An 18,016-nucleotide genomic window follows, 5' to 3' on the forward strand; every position below is an offset into this window, starting at 1 on the left:
TCTAAGCTTCAAAGAAGTCATGAAGAATTGAGTAATATCTATCTCTTTTCTTAGAGAGTTTTAATTTTTCACAGCAAACAATGAGCCTACCGAGCGACTTAATAACAACGCCACTATAGGCATGACTTCCGATGATCTCTTCAAAAAGCTGCATCGAAAGATCATATTCCTTTTGCATAAAAAGCATTTCTGCCAAATAGTACTTCGCTCTTACTTTTATTTGAATGACCGGAGATTTTTCTAAGTCTTTTAAAAGACCAAGGGCCTGATCAAAGCGATTTGAGTTCACAAGGTTAATCGCTTTTTTAAGTCTTAAAATTTGATTTTCAATAGCATTTTCACTCATCATCGGCTGATTTGCTAAGAGTGACTCATTAACATCACTACTTGCTTTTGCCTTTACAGAGAAAGCATCAACGGTTTCGACAAGTTCACTAGGAGGTTGAACTTTGCTCAATTCATTAACTAAATTTGATGGATCTTTTCCATTGAATGGGCTCTCGACAGATTTCTTCTTCTCCATCTCAGCATCTTTAACTTGGTTTAAAAGTGTTTCATATTTTCCAAGTAGCTGATCATATTGAGTTTTAGGAACCATCTGAGCAGTCTGATTCATTTTCTCGTCATGCTTATCAAAGAGAGCTTGCCTCTGCTCTAACCACGCACAAGAAGTTAACATCGATAATGACAATACGGTACAAATACTCTTTAGACCAAGTATTCGCTTCAAGTTCAGTGAATTCCTTTTCACTTTTTGTCCTCCATGACATAAACTCAAAAGCGGAAACTTTTGATATATATTACTTATTTTAGTAGAGATCGAATCTAAGTCAATGATAATTGGCTTGCCGGCTCTCGAGGGATCTATGATAGAACAAAAAATCTTTCATTATATTATTCGCGTACCTAAAGAAGAATCTGCCTTCACTTACTTTCAACTAGAGGCCAATGAAAACCTATGTTTCTACTCAACTTTAGAGTCCTCTGTTAAAGAGGGGTTTCGCGATATTATGATCAAGGGTACACTAGAGATGAAAGAAGAAGTCACGAGAATCATCGGTAAGCTCAAAGAACAATACCCGATTGAAATTCTTGTCGATGAAATTATAGAGTAAGATGATGAGAAAAATTTGCCTGTTTATTTCTATTAATCTTCTGGCCTCTTGTGCTATGACTCCAACAGTTCCTGATGGTGAAAAAATATTTGTTCACAAGAATCACCCAATTGGTGGAGAAGTTATTTACTCCATCGATGGTACAGATAAAGAAAAGCGCTACCGTCGAAAGAAAACTCTCGAGCGCATATCAAAAATTTGTAGCCCAAATCTTTATTACATTGAAGAAGAAAATGTTTGTTCGACAGAAAAGGGTGGAGAGAAAATTAAACTCTTTGGAAAGAACGTTCGCCAAATTCGCTTTAAATGCAAAGTTCAATAAGATAAGTACTCCCCTTTTGGGGGAGCACTCAATTCATTATTTTACATTTACTTTAAATAGAACAGGAAAGTGATCAGAGTATCCAGCATCACCAGTGTTTTTAGCACTATGATTGTAACGACGTGGAACACCTCTTACTTTAGAACCATTTAAATACTTCTTACGACTTCTGTACTCATAAGTATCAGTTAAGAAGTTAGGTGCATAAATAGAATAAGAATCGTTTTTAACACTCATTCCTTTTTTATCTTTAAAATTCTTAGATAGGAAAATTCTATCGAGGATATTCCAACTCATTTCAGGAGCAAAGAAATGTGTTCCAGGAGGCATTGAGTTCTTCTCATCCCAAGAGATACTTCTATCACTTCTATAAGACTCATGTAGATCAAACATTGTCTCATCTTTCAAAAGAACATCTTTAAATGGATGTGGATGATCTTTGTCATTCGTATTGAAATCTCCAAGGGCCATGATGTAGTGATTCTTATTCTTTTTTAGTAGCTCATCAATTCTCTTTTTAAGAGCTGTCGCCACACGAATTCTATTGATCGTTGGATTTGCTAAACTCGGCCAGTGGTTAACGAAAACAGTAAGCGGATATTTTTTCTTATAAAGGAACTCTACTTCTAAAATATTTCTTGTAGGCCATTTCTTAAACTCTTCAGTTTCAATTTTGATTTCTTTTTTAGATATTAATTTGAAACCCTTCTCTTCTTTATAAAGGAGAGCGAGATCAATTCCCCTATTATCTGGACCATTTGATACGACAAAGCTCTTATACTTTAAAGAGTCAGCAAGGGCCTTAACTGCATTTTCGTTCTCAACTTCAACAAGGGCCAAAAGATCTGGAGTCTTTCCTCTTTCTTTAACAATCGCATCAGTGATTTGACCAATTTTGATATCAAATTTTTCTTTCGTCCAATCTCCATCAAGACATTCATTACGTCTTCTTCTACTTTTAACTTTCTTACACTCTTTAGTCTTGCCTTCCGTGTCTTTTGGAAGATAGGCCCAGTCGAGTTTCCCTTCATCGTGTTTTGTATCAAAGAGGTTTTCAACGTTATAAGACATAACTTCTAATGTTCTTGCGTGAGAGCAAGAGAACAAAAGAAAAATAAAACATAGAGGAGCAAATTTTTTCACTTCATTAATCCTTATTACTCGAGGTTTTCTTTAATCCAATTAATAACATCATCATGGTGCGACTTTGTTTTAACTTTATCCATAACAAGTTTAAGACGACCATCTTTACCAATGATAAAAGTCGTTCTTAAAATTCCCATATATTCACGACCCATAAATTTCTTAAGGCCCCATGATCCATACTTCTCTGCAATTTTGTGTTCTGGATCAGATAGGAGATCAAAGTTGAGTCCATCTCTTTCGATAAACTTAACAAGTCGCTTCTCTTCATCTGGGCTGACACCAAGAACAACTGTATCGAGTTTAGCAAATTCTTTTTTTGTATCTCTAATCCCACAAGCTTGTACTGTACACCCTGGTGTCATCGCTTTTGGATAAAAATAGAGAACAACATTTTTCTCACCTTTAAAATCTTTAAGTGAAACTTTCTCACCGTCTTGGTTTTTCAAAGTAAATGCCGGCGCCATATTGCCAACTTTTGGAAAACTCATAGGAAACTCCTTTTCATTACCAATGATTTCTCTTTTCTCTTAACTTAATAAAAATATCTTTCTCACTGCACTCAAGGGCACTAAGATTTTTCTTTATCTCACTATTACTTAAACGAAAGAAAGTATTAATCTCCCTCTCCTCTCCAATCGTTGTCACGACAAATTGACCGTCTGGAAAATCCTGAACTTCTTCAAGTTTCTTTTTGGCCATCTCATTTCCAGGCTCTCTATCGAGAGTAAACAACAAATTATTCTTTAAATAATCGTGCCCAGGATAAACGAGAACATGGTCATCAAGCGTAAAGATATGATCGCGAAATGTTTCGTAGAGAACACTTGGATCTCCGCCATTGTGACAATTTCCCACTCCAGCATTAAAAAGCGTATCACCACAAATGAGAGAGCTCTGCTTCCCCTCATCACTTAAAACGAGAAGACAAAGATGACCCAATGTGTGCCCTGGAGTGTAGAGAACCTTAACACAATGATTACCTTTTGTTTTTAAGATTTGATTATCATTTAAATAATTATCAACATTTTTAATTCTGCCACGCGCCTTTTCGTGGGCCCAAACTTCACAGCCACAAAGTCGCTGCAGCTCGTCATTGCCCATGACATGGTCGTGATGCTCGTGCGTATTAATAATGGCCTTCACTTTCTTTCCAAGTTTTTCACATCGTTGAAAAACATCTGCACCATCGAAAGGGTCGATCACATAAAGTTCATCACTAGAATCCTCTAAAATATAGCAAAAATTTCGAAGGGGACTAAATGTATAAAATTGATGGACTTTCATTTCTTCACCGACCTTTTGCAAGGAGACATCATTATAAGTTATGATTATTAAAGTTTTATTTTATCTACAATAGAAAAACAAAGAGGAACTCCATGGTCAATACATACCTGGTCACTAAGATTTTTTTAATCTTTTTGTGTTTAAAGGCCTTAATCGAAGCCTATCTTGATGCCAGAAATAAAAAACATATTCTCACGCACAGAAATGAAGTGCCTGAGAAGTTCAAAGACTCAATCACTCTAGAAGATCATCAGAAGGCAGCTGATTACAGTCTTGCAAAAATTAAGGCCTCAAAGTTCTTTAACCTTATTGAATTTATTGTCCTTCTTCTTTGGACGATTGGTGGAGGGTTGGAATCACTTAACCAACTAACTAAGGCCATCTATCCACAGGGAGGACTCACAGGTGGAGTTGTCTTCTTTCTTCTCTTTATGGCCATCTCTTTTTTCCTCTCTCTTCCACAAAGTATTTATTCTACTTTTGTTTTAGAGGAAAAATTTGGTTTCAATAAAACGACACCGAAAGTATTTATTATCGATATCATTAAATCGACACTCGTCGGCTTAGTTATCCTCATCCCTATCCTTTATGGAATTTTATGGATTATGAGCGCGCTTGGGAATCAGTGGTGGATCTATGCCTGGGCCTTCTTTATTGGTATTCAGCTCATATTAATGTGGGCCTATCCAACATTTATCGCTCCAATTTTTAATAAATTCACACCACTCGAAGAGGGAGAAGTGAAAGATAAAATTCTAGCGTTACTAAAGCGTACAGAATTTGAATCAAATGGGCTTTTTGTCATGGATGGATCTCGTCGTTCTAGCCACGGAAATGCCTATTTTACAGGCTTTGGTAAAAACAAGAGAATTGTCTTCTTTGATACGTTGATCAACAGTCTCAACGCCGAGGAAATTGAAGCTGTTCTCGCCCATGAGCTTGGACACTTTAAGAAAAAACATATTATCAAAATGCTCGCAAAAACCGTTGTCATGACACTTGTTGCTTTTTTTGTTCTTGGACAACTTATGAATTGGGATCAATTTTATCTCGGTCACGGTGTAAAGAGTATGGAAACTCATATGGGGCTTATTCTCTTTATGCTCCTAAGTGGGATCTATACATTCTTCTTAACACCACTAAGTTCACTTCAATCGAGAAAGTATGAATTCGAAGCTGATGAATTTGCTGCCAACCACTCTAACGCTCAGGATCTCATCACGGCCCTCGTTAAAATGTATAAAGATAACGCTAGTACGCTAACTCCAGATCCAACTTACAGTGCTTGGTATCACTCTCACCCACCAGCACTCATTCGTGTTAAATTTCTAGAAAAATTTCTTAAATAATCGTGAGGGCCAATTTGGCCCTCTCTTTCTTTAAATTCTTTCACTTTAGAAAAATTCTTACACAACTAAAGCCAACCTCTTGATTTCTCGTAATTTTACTAAAAATTGAGATGCATCTCGTTTTGACAGGATTCACCTTCATCCCTAATCATTAATGTACACACAACTATTATGAGGAAATTATGAAACTTGCATTAACGATGATCCTACTTGCCTTCTTTGCTGGTTCTTCTATCCAAACTCTAACAACACTAGAGCACTCAACAACAATTCTAGCGAGCCAAAAGAAAAACCCTTTCCCAACTGATCCGCCAAAAGGTGGTAAAGGTGAAAAAGATAAACCTAAGTCTGGAAAAGATAAAATTGACGAGATTCTTCAATCTCTTATTGGTTAAGCTGATTTTTTAAGAGGGTCTTTATCCATAATCTTCTTAATATCGGAATGATCGGCCAGTAGCTTTTTCATGCGAAGTAAGTACGGCTTTAGTTCGGGATTTTGTGCGAAAACTTTTTTAATAAGCACATCCATCTGTTGTTCTAATAGTTTCGCTTCTTGAGCATAAAGAGCTACAATCTCAGTCTTTGCTTCGGCCACTTGAGCACGAACTTCAGCTTCATTTAACTGAGCTTCAGCTACAGCATTACCTATCGGCAATACATTACCTTCATTCTCTTTTGCGACAGGAGCATCAACTTTTGCTTTCTCAGCAATTTCTCCATGCACTAAATGAGTCGCAGAAAACTCTAGCTCGAACATGTCGTGCTTCTTTTCTTTCTGCTCTGAATGTTTTTTAGGCTTACCTACACTCATAAATTCCGTTGCTCATTTTAATACTCTACCAACCCTATCGGGTATTTCACAAATAAACTTGAGGAAATGGTCACTAAATATAAAAGATTTTTAAGAACTTTTTATGATGAATCTTATTTCAACGAGATAGAGAAAATTACTTAAGAGTTGGGACCTTCGAAATCCTTAAAACCTTTTCATCTCCCTTAGAACGGGAAAGAACATTTGTTTTACGGCAAGAAATATCGTCACTCTTATCTTCTATGTAATCATTTTCTCCATCAAAGAGAAGGCCTTCAACTTCACCGGTTTTCAAATTAATAACGGGAGAACCTGAGTTTCCAAAGAAAGTGTCTAAATTCGTTTTAAAATATGACCAGTGAAATGAACTCGTCACTTCACCTGTGGCAATCTTCATAGGAAGCCCAAGAGGATGTCCAATAACGGCGAGCTTCTCACCTTTTAAAGGGCCTCTTCCCTTAGTTCTAATCTTCAAGGGCTTTCTTCCTTTGGCCTTTCGATCGAGACGAACCAATGTGTAATCACGAACAGAGAGAGTTAACTTGCTTGTGAAGATTTTTTTCAACGATTCTTTATGAGCAAGGATTTCTTTGCATTTAAAGACGTTTCTAGCAGGGATTGCATTAGCGCCTTTATAGTATTCAAATACCCACAGAGAGTTTCTACAATCATCTACCGTTTTAAGGCAGTGACCGGCCGTTAAAAGAACATCATCTTTTACAAGGAATCCCGTACACTGAGGTAAGACCGTTTGCTCGGCAAACCTTTCATTTGGGCACGCATTAAAGACACTCGTTACAGATTGGTTATCATCGAATTTAAAAACATCACCATTGTAATCTCCACGAGTCAAACGATAGAGAAAATAACGTAATAAATTTTTAGAACGCCCTTTAAGCTTTTTAATTGATTTTAGTCTTGAAAGAGCAAGGATCTGCTCTTCGTCCTCTTTCTTTTGCTCTTCATTTTCTTCACTTTCTAAAAGTGATAGAAGAAAGTTATAAGTCTCACGATCGACTTTTCCGCGAAGCTTTTCAACCTCTTCTTTCAAGTCTTCTTCTAGTTCAAAACTTCCCTTTCCCTGAGCTGGAAAAAGATCATATTCGCGCACAAGGCCAGCGACAGAGAAACTATAATCAACAAGCATAGGATCATGAGACTCAAGGGCCTCGACACGAGTGTCAGAGCCATAAATAACTGTTTTCCTCTGCTCACGAGCGAGTGCAGGTGTCGAAATCACGCACAAAAGAAACATAACTATCTGAAAATATTGTTTTGAAATAGACTTTCTCACACAGAGAACTATGAACTATTCTAGGATTTTGTACAGGCCATCATGCATTTTTTTCACGACTTAGAAGCCAGATCTTAACATTTTGTCCAAGCGCAAAGCCACCAATTGAGTTCTTTGCAACAACTCGGTGACAAGGGACGATAATAGGTAGAGGGTTTTTATTATTGGCCCCACCGACGGCCCTTTGCCCCTTTGGATTTCCAATCGCCTTTGCAAGCTGACCATAAGTTCTGGTTTCACCAAAAGGGATCTCTAAAAGCCCTCTCCAAACTTTTTGTTGAAACTCGCTCCCCCTAGAGAGATCAAGCGGTAAATCAAAGCTCTTTCTCTTTCCTTCAAAATACTCTGTAAGCTGAGTCTTCGCCTTTTTTAATATGACATTGTTTTCTAGGTCTTCCTCAAAGTTCTTAGGCATCGATTTTTGAAATTCTACAGCTTGTAAAGCCGATTCATTTGCGATTATTCTAAGTACTCCTATTGGAGTAGAGAGGAATGTTTCCATGACTAAACCTATTGCTATAATTGATTGCTCAATTCAAACGCCCGCCCATCAATGCTTTAACAGACTGGTTGATTACTTTGATATGCCATTTACATATCATCTTCCCTCTCTCTATGGAATGGAGTCGTTAAAAAAATGTGACTTTAACAAGGCCATTATTCTCGGTTCTTTATCAAATGTTGAAGATCGTCTGCCTTGGCAAATAGAATTGGCCGACTTTTCCTATGAAAAAATAAAAGAGGGCCATGCCTTTCTTGGAATCTGCTTTGGTCACCAGCTAATGGCCGATCGCTTTGGTGGACAAGTCAGCTCAATCAGCGATAATAACCTACCTCAAAATGGAACCCGCCAATTTGAAATTCTCAGTGATACTCCCCTTTTTCAAAAAGGAGAAAGTTTCAAAACCGTTATCACTCATAGCTATGAAGTTACAGTGTTGCCAAAAGATTTTATTCACCTTGCAACATCAAAATCCTGTCACTATGAAGCATTGGCCCACAAGGCCCTTCCCTACTATAGTTTCCAAGGTCACCCAGAAGCTTCCATGGCGTTCATTCAAAGACAGGTCAAAATAATAAAAGAACAAGAAATTCTCAAGGCCCAAGAAGATGGCCTTGAGATTATTAGACGTTTTATAGAACTTTAAGAATCAGGATAGAGACAGCTATGAAAGACTTCTTTTAAATATTTGAAGTAAGGTCTTTTAAATTTATCAATCTCATTGTGAATCTCGTGGTAAGCACCTTCGAAGCACTTCACTTTAAATCCCTTCTCAGTGTGTTTAAAGTAATTCTCAATGGCCTCAACTCCAACAACCTTATCTTCTGAACCATAGCTGCAATAGGCCTTAAAATCGACTCGTAAAGGTCTTGAATAGACATACTTCGAGGCCTTCACAAGCTCTAAAAGAAGTTTAGAATGAAGTTTCACATGATTGAGTTCATCGTGAATATAGTCGTCTTTAACTTGGATATTATGAGAGAGAAAACTCAAATCAACTAAACCACCAAGTTTAAGAGATAGAGGCAACTTTACCAACTGTCTAAAGAGTGACTTTGGTGCGAGATCTAAGACATCTCCCATTGGCCCAGGCATTCCTATTGGTGGAGCATTTAAGTAAACTAATTCAGGATTTGTAACGTTACTTAAACGTTCTTGTAAAAATCCTGATGTAATGAGGGCACCCATAGAGTGACCAAAAAGAATGTAGCGAGACATCTTATACTTTGACTGCAAATAGAGGATCACTTCTTCTAGGTCTTCATAGAAGTGCTCAAAAGAGTCGACATAAGCGCCTTCTCCACCACTTTTTCCATGTCCTCGAAGATCGTATTGGCAAATATTGAAGTCACTTCCAAAGAGCTTCGTTAAATAACTATGTCTTTCTAAATGCTCCCCTATTCCATGTGTGGCAACGATCCATATTGGACTACCAACTTCCTTAACCTTAAGATGGAGGTCTGTTCCATCTCTTAAGCACAACGTTTGATATTCAGCTTTCATAAATTTCACCTCAATTAGTATTAGAATAGCATGGAGAGAATAAAGATTTTAGAGGAAACTAATATTCGTAAAAAAAAATCCGATAAGACATTAACAACAAAAGGATTCTCTATGTATTGCCCGGTGTGTATGAACAACACTCTCAATTTTAGTGCAAGTGGCGTGGTTCACGTTATTCTTAATGATAAGCAAATGGATGCGGGAAGATTCTATTACAACCTTGATGATATTGATGATCCTCATTTTCTAGAGGAACTCACAAAGAAGCTCGAAGAATTTTTCAGATGGTACTCTAATTTTCAAAATAAAGAGGCCATCACAAAAATTCAGCTTTGTACTTCAGATGTTGTTTGCGAAGAAAAATGCAATGTTCCTATGGCCAATCGCTTTTCAATTCTAGACGTAATGGTCAGTAGAACAAAAATTGAGGGCATTTTAGAAAAGCTTTCTAAGAAATATAGCGTTCAAGTTCATCTTGGACCTAAGACTTCTTCTTAACCCAAAGCTTCTTCTCGATAGTCGCAACGAGTTTATCGTTTTCATCTAAAACATCGACATTGAAAATGGGTTCGCACTTTCCGAGCTCATTCACTTCATCAATTATACTTTTGATTCTATCTTTACTTATTTTGAAATGGGCCTTCACTTTTGTTCTACCAGGGCGCCTAAAATCAATCGAGGCACTCTTGTCCCAAACAAGATAATCTCGCCCCAAGTGCTGCATTAGAATGAGCATATAAAAGGGATCACACATAGAATATAAAGACCCACCAAAGTGAGTACCGACGTAATTTTTATTAAAACGAGTGAGCTTCATGCTCACCTCTAATTCTGAACACTCATCATTTAAAACCCTAACCTTGACCCCTGCGCCAATGAAAGGTGGGTAAAAATTAATAAATCGGTAGAGCATTTTCTTAGATATTAACTTTTTCAATCTAACCCCTTAAAGGTACGTTCTCTTGAGAATTAATTAAAATATTTCTTTCCCATTCTCTTTCATAATATTAAATAATGAAAGTCCTAATCATCGATGACGATCTTGATTTTAGAAAGAGCGTCGAACACATTTTTATCACTGATCAAATGACAATTCTCCATGCTGAAGATGGTGGCTCGGCCTTTATGGCCATAGAACAATTTCCCATTGATCTCATTATTATTGATGACAAATTACCAGGACAAAATGGAAAAGAGCTGATCCCTAAAATACGTGAAAGCTTTGATAAGAATGAACTCCCCATCATTGTTGGAACCTCCACCATGGAAGATGAAACGATCATCCACTATTTGAGATTAGGGGCCAATGACTACTTAATTAAACCTATTAATAAAGAAGTTCTAAGAGCGCGAGTTCAATCCCTTTTAAAGATTAGGGAGCTTTATATGCTCAATCTTAAAAAGCGTGAGATCCAAACGATCAATCGAATCATCTCGACTTATAACGGAAGAATTAAAGAACCACTTTCTGTTGCCAGAAAGCAGCTCGAGCGTTCAATCAATGAACAAAATTTAGAGCAATGTTCACAGATCATAAATAAACTTAATGAAATCACTTCTATCGTTAGAGAAGTTAGTGAAATTTCAGAGAAACAATTCAACGAACTTTGTAAGGGAGCCCTTATCGATGATAAATCCCACAATACAGATCATTTAAAGACCTAGCTTTGAATTCAAAAGATAAGTATACTATCAGCGAACTTGAGGTGATCTATGCTTATGCCAACATGTAAACAATTAACGATGAGAAAAATGAGAGGAATTGAAAAGAAGGGTCCTCTATCGCGTTTAATGACTAAACTACACATGGCCATGTGTCCTAATTGCCGTCACAATGAGAAAAATCTCGCTCTCATTTCTAATGGAATTGAGTTAGCTCTTTTAAAGAAATCTCTCAGTACTCAACATGCAAAAGATATAAAAATTAGCGAAATTGAGCAGCTCATTATAAAAAAAGAAACGAGGCAATAATTTAATTTGCCTCTATCTTAATATAATAACCTTGATGTTTTCTCATATTGATAACACCGTTATCAAAAATCAGGTACTGCCCTTTGATCCCCATAAGAGTCCCTTCAACAATAGGCTTTTTATCAAGTGACATCGAAGTTACTTTTTCTGGATATTCTAAAACAGGGTACTTAATTTCAGTTAGGTCATCATCCAAATCGAGAGCATCAAACTCATCAAAGAGGTCGCCAAATTGCTCAAAGACTCTCTCTCTTTCTTCATAGAGATCAATCTCTGGCACTTCGTTTTTTAGCATCTTTCGCCAATTTGTTTTATCACTCATGATCGACTTAATTTCCGTTTCAATCAGACCTGAAATCTTTCTCGTAGAAACTTCAGCTATAGGAAGGGCATAACTCGCCCCTTGATCGATCCATCTTGTAGGCAATTGAGTGTGACGAGTGATCCCCACTTTCATTTGATCAGTTACAGAGAGATAAATATAGTGCGGAATAAGACAATTCTCTTCTCCCCACTTTGGCTCACGACAAGTCCCCTCCTCGTAATGACAAAGCTCGGGCTTTACAATACAGGAATCACAACGTGCAAGAGTAATAAACGATTTATATGAAAACCCTTGGCCATAGGACTTTTTAATTAACTCACCATTATAGATATCATTAATACGCCCCTCGAAAGTAATCTTCACTTTTTTACCTATTAAAGGGTTCATCTCCAATAGCTCATCTCCAAGTGGTAGAGAGTATTGAACGACCTCTTCAAGAGAGCTCTTCATCTTTAAAATATTACCTTCCATTTGAATCATCTCTTACCCTTTTAAAAAGCTCTGAAGTTTATTTAAAATTGGCATTGGGATCTCATGCCCGCCTTGAAACTCATAGTACTCATGAAATTGATCATTTTCTTTTAGAAAATCTCGAAGCCTTTGCGCTTCACTGACAGGAAGTACCGGATCAGCTGTTCCATGACTTTGAAAGATTGGTAATTTAATTCCCTTTGAAAGTAGATCTCTCCAATGAGTCTCATTAACAAAAGTACTTGAAAGTAAAAACAATTTAGAAACAAGACCTTCATTTGAAAAGGCAACATTAGAACTTATCATCGAGCCTTGTGAAAAACCTCCAAGTAAGATTTCATCAAACTCGTCCTCAATTGTTTGTAAAAAGTTCTTTACTTTATGAGTTGAAAGATCAAATCCCTCAGGGAGCTCTTTAAAAAAACTAGCAAAGTGCCCACTCATAATCGCCTGTTGCAAGCCAATCATATCAATAGGAAACCATGCTCTGCCCTGCATTCCATATCCCAAATCCACCGATAAAGGAGCATCTAAAAAGTACCAATGATACTCTTGATCTGGATCAATATAATTGCCAATAGGCGCTAAATCCTGGCAACTTGCTCCATAGCCATGAAGAACAACGATAGCCTTTTTTGACGAACCTTTTTCTACTAAACAATCAATATCTGCTATTCTTTTCATTTCCATAATTAAGCCTTTTTATACTTTCTTGGTCGCTTTCTATCGGGAAAACAAGTTTGGCAAAGTTCACACTGAAGGCCATCACACTGACGAGCACTACAGAATTTTCTTCCAAAGAAAATAATTTGTAAGTGAAGTCGATTCCACGCTTCCTTTGGAAAAAGTCTTTTAAGATCTTTCTCGGTCTGCTCTACATTTTTTCCACTTGTTAATTGCCACTGCTGTGCCAGACGGTGAATATGTGTATCAACAGGAAAGGCCGGAACATCGAAGGCCTGGGCCATAACAACACCAGCTGTTTTATGACCAACCCCAGGAAGCTCCTCTAAATGCTCAAAGCTTGCAGGGACTTCACCGTTGTGCTTATCAATAAGAATTTGAGAAAGATTCCAAATCGCTTTTGCCTTCCTAGGAGCAAGCCCACATGGCTTTACAATCGCCTCAATTTCTTCAATTGATAGCTTAACCATATCAAAAGGATTGTCAGCGTGTTTAAAGAGATTTGGCGTCACTTTATTCACTCTCTCATCTGTACATTGAGCTGAAAGCAAAACAGCAATGAGTAAAGTGAAAGCATTTGTGTGGTCTAGCGGAACTGGAGTCTCAGGAAATAAGTCATCCAGACGCTCGTGAATATAAGCAACTCTCTCTAGTTTTTTCATAGTTTTCTCCTAAGGGCTACATTTAACAAATTTTGAACCATTTGTAATTGACGCAAGTCAAAATCCTTCGTATGGTTGCCCTATGAAAAGCTTGGCCCTGCTCCTCATTAAATTTTATCAATACTTTATCTCTCCTCTTCTTGGACCGAGGTGCCGCTTCCATCCAACTTGCTCTAATTATGCCAAACAATGTTTCACTACCCTTCCTTGGTATTGGGCCTTATACTATTCGTTAACTCGAATACTTAAGTGTCATCCATTTCACGAGGGCGGATATGATCCTATTCCAAAAAAACACAATAAAGATTGCTCTTGCACTCATTCCTCTAATTCTAAACAGTAATTCACTTGCTCAGGAACTAGAGGCCAGAGGCGGGACTCTTCTTCAAAAAGTTATTAAGGAAAAAGGACTTCAAAAGAATCAACTCGGCTACGCTCTTTACGATATTAAAAATAAAAAATTCCTAGATACAGCACACTCTAAAACAGAATTTACACCCGCATCTCTTAATAAGATCCTCTCCATTTATTTTGCACTAAGGGTTTTAGGACCGAATAGTCGCTACCAAACAAGTCTTTCTTATGATGGTCAAATTCAAAAGGGCGTTTTAAAAGGCAACCTCTATCTAGAAGGTAGTGGCGATCCGATGCTCATTAGTGGAGATCTCATCAATTTTATGTATGCTTTAAGAGACAAGGGAATTACAAAAGTCGATGGTAACTTCTATTTCGTCTCCAATAGCTTCCCAGAAATACAGCGTCTCTCCGACTTTGGACTCGATGATCAAACTTACAACCCAGGGCTAGGAAGCTTGAATATTGACTTTAATCGCTTTCAAATCAGAAGGGTCAATTCAAAATATACAGCAAAAGCTGATTTTGAAATCATTCCGCCTGTCGACTCTCTACAAATAGTAAAAGACTACAAGACCTTTACACCAGGAAGAACATTTCGTTATGAAGGACTAAAAGAAGGCAAAGAGACCTGGTCAGTCACAACATTAAAAAACTATTCCTATCTTGAAGAAATCCCTATTCGTCACCCTAGTCTTTTTAGTGCCAATGTCTTTAAAACTGTTGCAAAATTTCACGGACTTGATTTGAAGGCCCCTCTCATAACAAATAAAAGTGGCCTAAAATCAATCTATACGCACAAAAGCCAAACACATCTGGAGCTTTCTAAATTAGCGATGGAATATTCTAATAATCTCATTACAGAGTCCTTGTTGATTAAAGCGGCTCAATCTCTTAACAAGAAAGTCAATTCGATTGAGCAAGCTGCGATTGAGATGAAAAGCTGGTATGAGAAAAACTTGAAAGAACTCGACTGGAAACAAGTTCGCCTGGCCAATGGTTCTGGGCTTAGTGTTACGAATCAACTGACGCCAGAGTTTCTCTCGAAATTTATCGCCCATACAGCGAAGACAAAATTCTCTGATTCTTACTTTCACTCCCTTCTCTCTCTATCTGGCCACAATGGATGGATTCGAAAGAGATTTAACAGCAAAGATACATCTTATCGCGTTTGGGCAAAAACAGGTTCTCTTGATTATGTTAATAATATTGCTGGTGTACTTACAACTAACACAGGTAAAAATCTAAGTTATACAATTTTCATCAATGATTTTAAAAAGAGAAAAATTCTTGAAAGTGAAAATAATGACTACGTTAATTCAATTCGCCTAGATTCAAAAAAATGGAACCACCAAACTGATGAAGTAATAGACGCCCTTATCGAGCAGTGGAGTCATTATTAAAGAGTGTGGTAGGGATCGACATCTATTTTATAAGATATGCCTGAAACACGGATATATTGCGACTCAAAGAAATTGAGAAGTCCGTGTAAATGATTAACATTCTTCCCTTTCAAAAGAATAGTCCAAGTATATTGGTTGGCCCTTTTTTCAATACTTGCTGGTGCAGGGCCTAAAACTTGAACGTCTAGTGAATTTTTTGAAATAAAATCTTCGAGTGCTCGTGCAACGGCCATTGAGTTTTGGACAACTTTTTCTCTAAATCTAGAAGAGAAGTGAATGACAGCGAGTTTTGAATAAGGAGGAAATTCGGCAAATTCTCTAATTTGCATTTCATCCTCATAAAAGCCATCAAAAGAATGTTCCTTAATTGTATGAAAGATTCCATTTTCAGGAACAAGTGTTTGAATGGCCACCTTAGCTTTTTTCGAATAGCGTCCGGCACGTCCAAGAATTTGTGTAATCGTTTGGTAAGTCTTTTCAATGGCCCTAAAGTCAGGGAAGTTCATCATGCTATCAACACCTAAAATAAGAACGAGGTTAACTTTTGAAAAGTTATGGCCTTTTGATAGCATTTGCGTTCCTACGAGAATATCGATATCTCCAGAGTGAAAGCGGTCTAACTTATCTTTTAATTGATCGAGATTTTTAATTTCATCTCGATCAAATCGATCGATGCGACGATCAGAAAATCGCGCTTCGAGAACTTCTTGTAACCTCTCAGTTCCATATCCCTTTTGAAGTAAGCTCATATTTCCACAATCAGGACACATCTCAGGCATAGGAATTTCATATTCACTATGGGCCGAAGAAAGAACGTTTCTATTTTTAAAATATCTGAGGGCCACACCTGTATTAGGGTCTTCAAACTTATGGCCGCACGAGCGACACTGAACATAATTTGCAAATCCAAGTCTATTGACGAAAACGAGAACTTGCTCACCACTATCGAGTGCTCCCTGAATGAGATCAATTGATTTTTGCTCAAAAGGCCATATATCAAGTTCTCCTTCAGTAATCTTTCTTCCTCCCCTTCTCGCATCGAGAAGTTCGATTTCAGGAAAGCTACCGGCGACTCTTTCTTTTAATGTAAAGTAGCGATCAGTTTGTTTGAAAGCATGATAATTTTCAACTGATGGTGTCGCCGATCCTAATATGACGGGACAATTGGCTATTTGAGCTTTCTTTATGGCCACATCACGCCCATTATAAGGACAACGATCACTTTGTTTAAAGGAGTTATCATGCTCTTCATCTACAACGACAAGACCTAAATCTTTCATCGGTAAAAACACAGAACTACGTACACCCATAACAATCACGGGACCATCGGCCTCTTTGAGTTTTTTCCAAATCGTGAATTTTTCAGAGTTTGAAACACCGCTATGATAGGCAAGTACTGGGCAATCTACGAAGTTTAGAAAAGTTTCCGTAAACTGAGGAGTCAGGTTAATTTCAGGTAAGAGAAAGAGGACAGATTTTCCCTTAGAGAGCGTATCACGAATGAGATTCAGGTATATAAGCGTTTTACCACTTCCTGTTACTCCATGAATATAATAGCGATCAAAATGATCTCCACGTTTAGATATGGAATCATAGGCCGCTTGTTGGAGAGAGCTCATCTGATGTTCTAAGGCCCTTCCCTCTCCCCTTTGAAGTTCAATTTTCCTTGGTCTCTTTAAGATCTTTGGAAGGGATTCAAAAATGATCATTCCCAGATTGTAATGATAGTACTTGGCCATCCATCGATAGAGGGAAATTTCAGACACACTAAGAGAGAGGTCTCGATCAAAGAGCTCAACCACATCTTTTATTTTAAAGCCTTCAATTTCTTTTTGAACTTGCTCATGTGCTAGGTTTGCTTCGAGAACACAGCCTTGAGTTTCTCTTCTTCCAAGAGGTACTGAGACGAGATCTCCAGTTTGGAGTTCAAACTCTCCTTGTGAATATGTGAGAATCCCTTCTTTACCAGGGTACTTTACTGCGACACGAGCGTATAACATAACTTCCTTAGGTTCAGTTCATTTTAACAGAAACAAACCCATGACACGGAGTGCATTTTAATCATCAATTTCAAAATCAAAGAAATTATCACTCTTGTGGAAGTATGTTTTCAAGTCTTCTAAATTAATTTCATATTCAACTTCAAACATCTGGATGAAGCTCTCAAGAATATGAAGTGACTCCGATGAATCAGGCTTCATTTCTCCCTTTAAATCTTTAATACGCTCTAGTATTCCTTGATTGACGACACTCAATTGATCATACGATTTTTTTAAATCTTTAAGGCTCGCCACTTCTGAAGAGCCACATAAATAGCGATCCATAAGATAGAAGCCAACAGAGCGAATCAAGGTCTCCTCAGCATCAGAGAAAGGCAGATGAGTTTTGGCCATCGGTTTTAAAAAGTCAAAATGCTCACATTCACTTGTGGCCATAATAAGACCGACAAGGGATGCCAAGGCAACACTAAGTGGAGTCCTCTTGTGATACGTACGATTACGATCTCGCACCATGGCCTCAACTTCCTCAGTTGACTCGTGGCTTTTAAACAGAGTGAGAACGGGAAGAATATTTTCGAAGACAGGACAATTCTTAAAATCCTCACTTGAGTAAGGGCAATTTTCACATTGGTGATTTTCTAATTTTGCTATTTCCTCATGTTCAATGGGTGCCGAGGTTTTAGAGATCAACTCACCTGAGTGTTTATTGAGTGAGACTTTTTTTTCAAAGGTCTCACCGTTTTTGAATTTCAGAAAATAGTCGTAATTAATAATAGGATCTGTCATACCTCTATTATAAAAAAGCTCTAGAGTAAAAGAC

The 18,016-nt window shown here is 37.5% G+C and carries 24 protein-coding genes; 10 read left to right on the forward strand and 14 right to left on the reverse strand.

The annotated features are described in order from the left end of the window. Nucleotide 1: 1 nt before the first annotated feature. The gene (locus HBN50_RS11635) at nt 2–730 is read right to left on the reverse strand and encodes a tetratricopeptide repeat protein (protein WP_273870181.1); all 729 of its coding nucleotides are present in this window, start codon (nt 728–730) and stop codon (nt 2–4) included. Nucleotides 731–866: 136 nt separating this feature from the next. On the opposite strand from HBN50_RS11635, the gene HBN50_RS11640 reads away from it, so the two are divergent. Continuing rightward, nucleotides 867–1,115 (forward strand): hypothetical protein, encoded by a 249-nt coding sequence (locus HBN50_RS11640; protein ID WP_273870183.1) that lies wholly within the window; start codon nt 867–869, stop codon nt 1,113–1,115. Between the two features lies 1 nt (nt 1,116). Beyond that, entirely contained in the window at nt 1,117–1,437 is a 321-nt protein-coding gene (locus tag HBN50_RS11645) for a hypothetical protein (RefSeq protein WP_273870185.1), read from the forward strand. A 36-nt stretch (nt 1,438–1,473) separates the two neighbouring features. On the opposite strand, the gene HBN50_RS11650 is transcribed toward HBN50_RS11645, so the two are convergent. Genes HBN50_RS11650 through HBN50_RS11660 form a run of 3 tightly spaced genes read right to left on the reverse strand, consistent with a single transcriptional unit; the run spans nt 1,474 to nt 3,867 of the window. Beyond that, complete coding sequence (locus HBN50_RS11650; RefSeq protein WP_273870187.1) at nt 1,474–2,580, reverse strand: endonuclease/exonuclease/phosphatase family protein; 1,107 nt, start codon at nt 2,578–2,580, stop codon at nt 1,474–1,476. Between the two features lie 14 nt (nt 2,581–2,594). Then, nucleotides 2,595–3,071, reverse strand: coding sequence for a thioredoxin-dependent thiol peroxidase (gene bcp, locus HBN50_RS11655; protein WP_273870190.1), 477 nt, complete (start codon nt 3,069–3,071; stop codon nt 2,595–2,597). 16 nt (nt 3,072–3,087) lie between these two features. After that, a complete protein-coding gene (locus tag HBN50_RS11660; RefSeq protein WP_273870192.1) occupies nt 3,088–3,867 on the reverse strand; it encodes a hydroxyacylglutathione hydrolase in 780 nt (259 codons plus the stop codon). A 92-nt stretch (nt 3,868–3,959) separates the two neighbouring features. Here HBN50_RS11660 and HBN50_RS11665 point away from each other — a divergent pair, with 92 nt between their 5' ends. Both HBN50_RS11665 and HBN50_RS11670 read left to right on the forward strand, forming a co-directional pair. Beyond that, nucleotides 3,960–5,216: a M48 family metallopeptidase gene (locus tag HBN50_RS11665; RefSeq protein ID WP_273870193.1), complete on the forward strand. Its 1,257-nt coding sequence runs from the start codon at nt 3,960–3,962 to the stop codon at nt 5,214–5,216. A 182-nt stretch (nt 5,217–5,398) separates the two neighbouring features. Then, complete coding sequence (locus tag HBN50_RS11670) at nt 5,399–5,611, forward strand: hypothetical protein (protein ID WP_273870196.1); 213 nt, start codon at nt 5,399–5,401, stop codon at nt 5,609–5,611. Here HBN50_RS11670 and HBN50_RS11675 read toward each other — a convergent pair. The 3 genes from HBN50_RS11675 to HBN50_RS11685 form a co-directional block, all read right to left on the reverse strand. Then, nucleotides 5,608–6,027 carry a hypothetical protein gene (locus tag HBN50_RS11675; protein ID WP_273870199.1) on the reverse strand — a complete coding sequence of 140 codons (420 nt, stop codon included), beginning with the start codon at nt 6,025–6,027 and terminating at the stop codon, nt 5,608–5,610. The two genes, HBN50_RS11670 and HBN50_RS11675, sit on opposite strands and share 4 nt — an antisense overlap. Nucleotides 6,028–6,163: 136 nt before the next feature. Then, nucleotides 6,164–7,282, reverse strand: coding sequence for a trypsin-like serine peptidase (locus tag HBN50_RS11680; RefSeq protein WP_273870200.1), 1,119 nt, complete (start codon nt 7,280–7,282; stop codon nt 6,164–6,166). 79 nt (nt 7,283–7,361) lie between these two features. Then, nucleotides 7,362–7,823, reverse strand: a complete 462-nt coding sequence (locus HBN50_RS11685) for a methylated-DNA--[protein]-cysteine S-methyltransferase (protein ID WP_273870202.1) — start codon at nt 7,821–7,823, stop codon at nt 7,362–7,364. On the opposite strand from HBN50_RS11685, the gene HBN50_RS11690 reads away from it, so the two are divergent. Beyond that, entirely contained in the window at nt 7,822–8,469 is a 648-nt protein-coding gene (locus HBN50_RS11690) for a type 1 glutamine amidotransferase (RefSeq protein ID WP_273870204.1), read from the forward strand. The genes HBN50_RS11685 and HBN50_RS11690 overlap by 2 nt on opposite strands. Here the strand turns inward: HBN50_RS11690 and HBN50_RS11695 are convergent. Beyond that, entirely contained in the window at nt 8,466–9,326 is an 861-nt protein-coding gene (locus tag HBN50_RS11695; protein WP_273870205.1) for an alpha/beta fold hydrolase, read from the reverse strand. The genes HBN50_RS11690 and HBN50_RS11695 overlap by 4 nt on opposite strands. 111 nt (nt 9,327–9,437) lie before the next feature. Between HBN50_RS11695 and HBN50_RS11700 the strand changes: the two genes are divergently transcribed. Further along, nucleotides 9,438–9,824, forward strand: a complete 387-nt coding sequence (locus HBN50_RS11700; protein WP_273870207.1) for a hypothetical protein — start codon at nt 9,438–9,440, stop codon at nt 9,822–9,824. Here the strand turns inward: HBN50_RS11700 and HBN50_RS11705 are convergent. After that, nucleotides 9,808–10,263, reverse strand: coding sequence for a DUF4442 domain-containing protein (locus HBN50_RS11705; RefSeq protein ID WP_273870209.1), 456 nt, complete (start codon nt 10,261–10,263; stop codon nt 9,808–9,810). The two genes, HBN50_RS11700 and HBN50_RS11705, sit on opposite strands and share 17 nt — an antisense overlap. Before the next feature lie 77 nt (nt 10,264–10,340). Between HBN50_RS11705 and HBN50_RS11710 the strand changes: the two genes are divergently transcribed. Both HBN50_RS11710 and HBN50_RS11715 read left to right on the forward strand, forming a co-directional pair. Beyond that, on the forward strand, nt 10,341–10,991 hold the full coding sequence (locus HBN50_RS11710; protein WP_273870210.1) for a response regulator: 651 nt from the start codon (nt 10,341–10,343) through the stop codon (nt 10,989–10,991). Between the two features lie 48 nt (nt 10,992–11,039). Continuing rightward, the gene (locus tag HBN50_RS11715) at nt 11,040–11,297 is read left to right on the forward strand and encodes a hypothetical protein (protein ID WP_273870213.1); all 258 of its coding nucleotides are present in this window, start codon (nt 11,040–11,042) and stop codon (nt 11,295–11,297) included. Nucleotide 11,298: 1 nt separating this feature from the next. Here HBN50_RS11715 and HBN50_RS11720 read toward each other — a convergent pair whose 3' ends face one another. The 3 genes from HBN50_RS11720 to nth are packed head-to-tail and all read right to left on the reverse strand — an operon-like array spanning nt 11,299 to nt 13,439. Continuing rightward, nucleotides 11,299–12,093: a DUF2797 domain-containing protein gene (locus HBN50_RS11720; RefSeq protein ID WP_443135174.1), complete on the reverse strand. Its 795-nt coding sequence runs from the start codon at nt 12,091–12,093 to the stop codon at nt 11,299–11,301. A gap of 12 nt (nt 12,094–12,105) precedes the next feature. Further along, on the reverse strand, nt 12,106–12,777 hold the full coding sequence (locus HBN50_RS11725; protein WP_273870217.1) for an alpha/beta hydrolase: 672 nt from the start codon (nt 12,775–12,777) through the stop codon (nt 12,106–12,108). 8 nt (nt 12,778–12,785) lie between these two features. Then, on the reverse strand, nt 12,786–13,439 hold the full coding sequence (gene nth / locus HBN50_RS11730; protein ID WP_273870218.1) for an endonuclease III: 654 nt from the start codon (nt 13,437–13,439) through the stop codon (nt 12,786–12,788). Between the two features lie 82 nt (nt 13,440–13,521). On the opposite strand from nth, the gene yidD reads away from it, so the two are divergent. Both yidD and dacB read left to right on the forward strand, forming a co-directional pair. After that, complete coding sequence (gene yidD, locus HBN50_RS11735; RefSeq protein ID WP_273870219.1) at nt 13,522–13,782, forward strand: membrane protein insertion efficiency factor YidD; 261 nt, start codon at nt 13,522–13,524, stop codon at nt 13,780–13,782. Continuing rightward, entirely contained in the window at nt 13,715–15,196 is a 1,482-nt protein-coding gene (gene dacB / locus HBN50_RS11740; RefSeq protein ID WP_273870220.1) for a D-alanyl-D-alanine carboxypeptidase/D-alanyl-D-alanine endopeptidase, read from the forward strand. Before yidD ends, dacB begins: the two co-directional genes overlap by 68 nt. Here the strand turns inward: dacB and priA are convergent. Both priA and HBN50_RS11750 read right to left on the reverse strand, forming a co-directional pair. Beyond that, on the reverse strand, nt 15,193–17,196 hold the full coding sequence (gene priA, locus HBN50_RS11745) for a replication restart helicase PriA (protein WP_273870222.1): 2,004 nt from the start codon (nt 17,194–17,196) through the stop codon (nt 15,193–15,195). The two genes, dacB and priA, sit on opposite strands and share 4 nt — an antisense overlap. 57 nt (nt 17,197–17,253) lie before the next feature. Further along, the gene (locus HBN50_RS11750) at nt 17,254–17,982 is read right to left on the reverse strand and encodes a DUF6901 family protein (RefSeq protein WP_273870224.1); all 729 of its coding nucleotides are present in this window, start codon (nt 17,980–17,982) and stop codon (nt 17,254–17,256) included. Between the last annotated feature and the right edge of the window lie 34 nt (nt 17,983–18,016).

The organism is Halobacteriovorax sp. GB3 (assembly GCF_028649655.1).
Taxonomy (GTDB): domain Bacteria; phylum Bdellovibrionota; class Bacteriovoracia; order Bacteriovoracales; family Bacteriovoracaceae; genus BSW11-IV.

Coding starts and splice junctions, on each gene's coding strand:
- HBN50_RS11640 (WP_273870183.1), top strand. CDS start 867: ATGATAGAACAAAAAATCTTTCATTATATTATTCGCGTACCTAAAGAA.
- HBN50_RS11645 (WP_273870185.1), top strand. CDS start 1,117: ATGATGAGAAAAATTTGCCTGTTTATTTCTATTAATCTTCTGGCCTCT.
- bcp (WP_273870190.1), bottom strand. CDS start 3,071: ATGAGTTTTCCAAAAGTTGGCAATATGGCGCCGGCATTTACTTTGAAA.
- HBN50_RS11660 (WP_273870192.1), bottom strand. CDS start 3,867: ATGAAAGTCCATCAATTTTATACATTTAGTCCCCTTCGAAATTTTTGC.
- HBN50_RS11665 (WP_273870193.1), top strand. CDS start 3,960: ATGGTCAATACATACCTGGTCACTAAGATTTTTTTAATCTTTTTGTGT.
- HBN50_RS11670 (WP_273870196.1), top strand. CDS start 5,399: ATGAAACTTGCATTAACGATGATCCTACTTGCCTTCTTTGCTGGTTCT.
- HBN50_RS11675 (WP_273870199.1), bottom strand. CDS start 6,027: ATGAGTGTAGGTAAGCCTAAAAAACATTCAGAGCAGAAAGAAAAGAAG.
- HBN50_RS11680 (WP_273870200.1), bottom strand. CDS start 7,282: ATGTTTCTTTTGTGCGTGATTTCGACACCTGCACTCGCTCGTGAGCAG.
- HBN50_RS11690 (WP_273870204.1), top strand. CDS start 7,822: ATGACTAAACCTATTGCTATAATTGATTGCTCAATTCAAACGCCCGCC.
- HBN50_RS11685 (WP_273870202.1), bottom strand. CDS start 7,823: ATGGAAACATTCCTCTCTACTCCAATAGGAGTACTTAGAATAATCGCA.
- HBN50_RS11695 (WP_273870205.1), bottom strand. CDS start 9,326: ATGAAAGCTGAATATCAAACGTTGTGCTTAAGAGATGGAACAGACCTC.
- HBN50_RS11700 (WP_273870207.1), top strand. CDS start 9,438: ATGTATTGCCCGGTGTGTATGAACAACACTCTCAATTTTAGTGCAAGT.
- HBN50_RS11710 (WP_273870210.1), top strand. CDS start 10,341: ATGAAAGTCCTAATCATCGATGACGATCTTGATTTTAGAAAGAGCGTC.
- HBN50_RS11715 (WP_273870213.1), top strand. CDS start 11,040: ATGCTTATGCCAACATGTAAACAATTAACGATGAGAAAAATGAGAGGA.
- HBN50_RS11720 (WP_443135174.1), bottom strand. CDS start 12,093: ATGGAAGGTAATATTTTAAAGATGAAGAGCTCTCTTGAAGAGGTCGTT.
- HBN50_RS11725 (WP_273870217.1), bottom strand. CDS start 12,777: ATGAAAAGAATAGCAGATATTGATTGTTTAGTAGAAAAAGGTTCGTCA.
- nth (WP_273870218.1), bottom strand. CDS start 13,439: ATGAAAAAACTAGAGAGAGTTGCTTATATTCACGAGCGTCTGGATGAC.
- yidD (WP_273870219.1), top strand. CDS start 13,522: ATGAAAAGCTTGGCCCTGCTCCTCATTAAATTTTATCAATACTTTATC.
- dacB (WP_273870220.1), top strand. CDS start 13,715: ATGATCCTATTCCAAAAAAACACAATAAAGATTGCTCTTGCACTCATT.
- priA (WP_273870222.1), bottom strand. CDS start 17,196: ATGTTATACGCTCGTGTCGCAGTAAAGTACCCTGGTAAAGAAGGGATT.
- HBN50_RS11750 (WP_273870224.1), bottom strand. CDS start 17,982: ATGACAGATCCTATTATTAATTACGACTATTTTCTGAAATTCAAAAAC.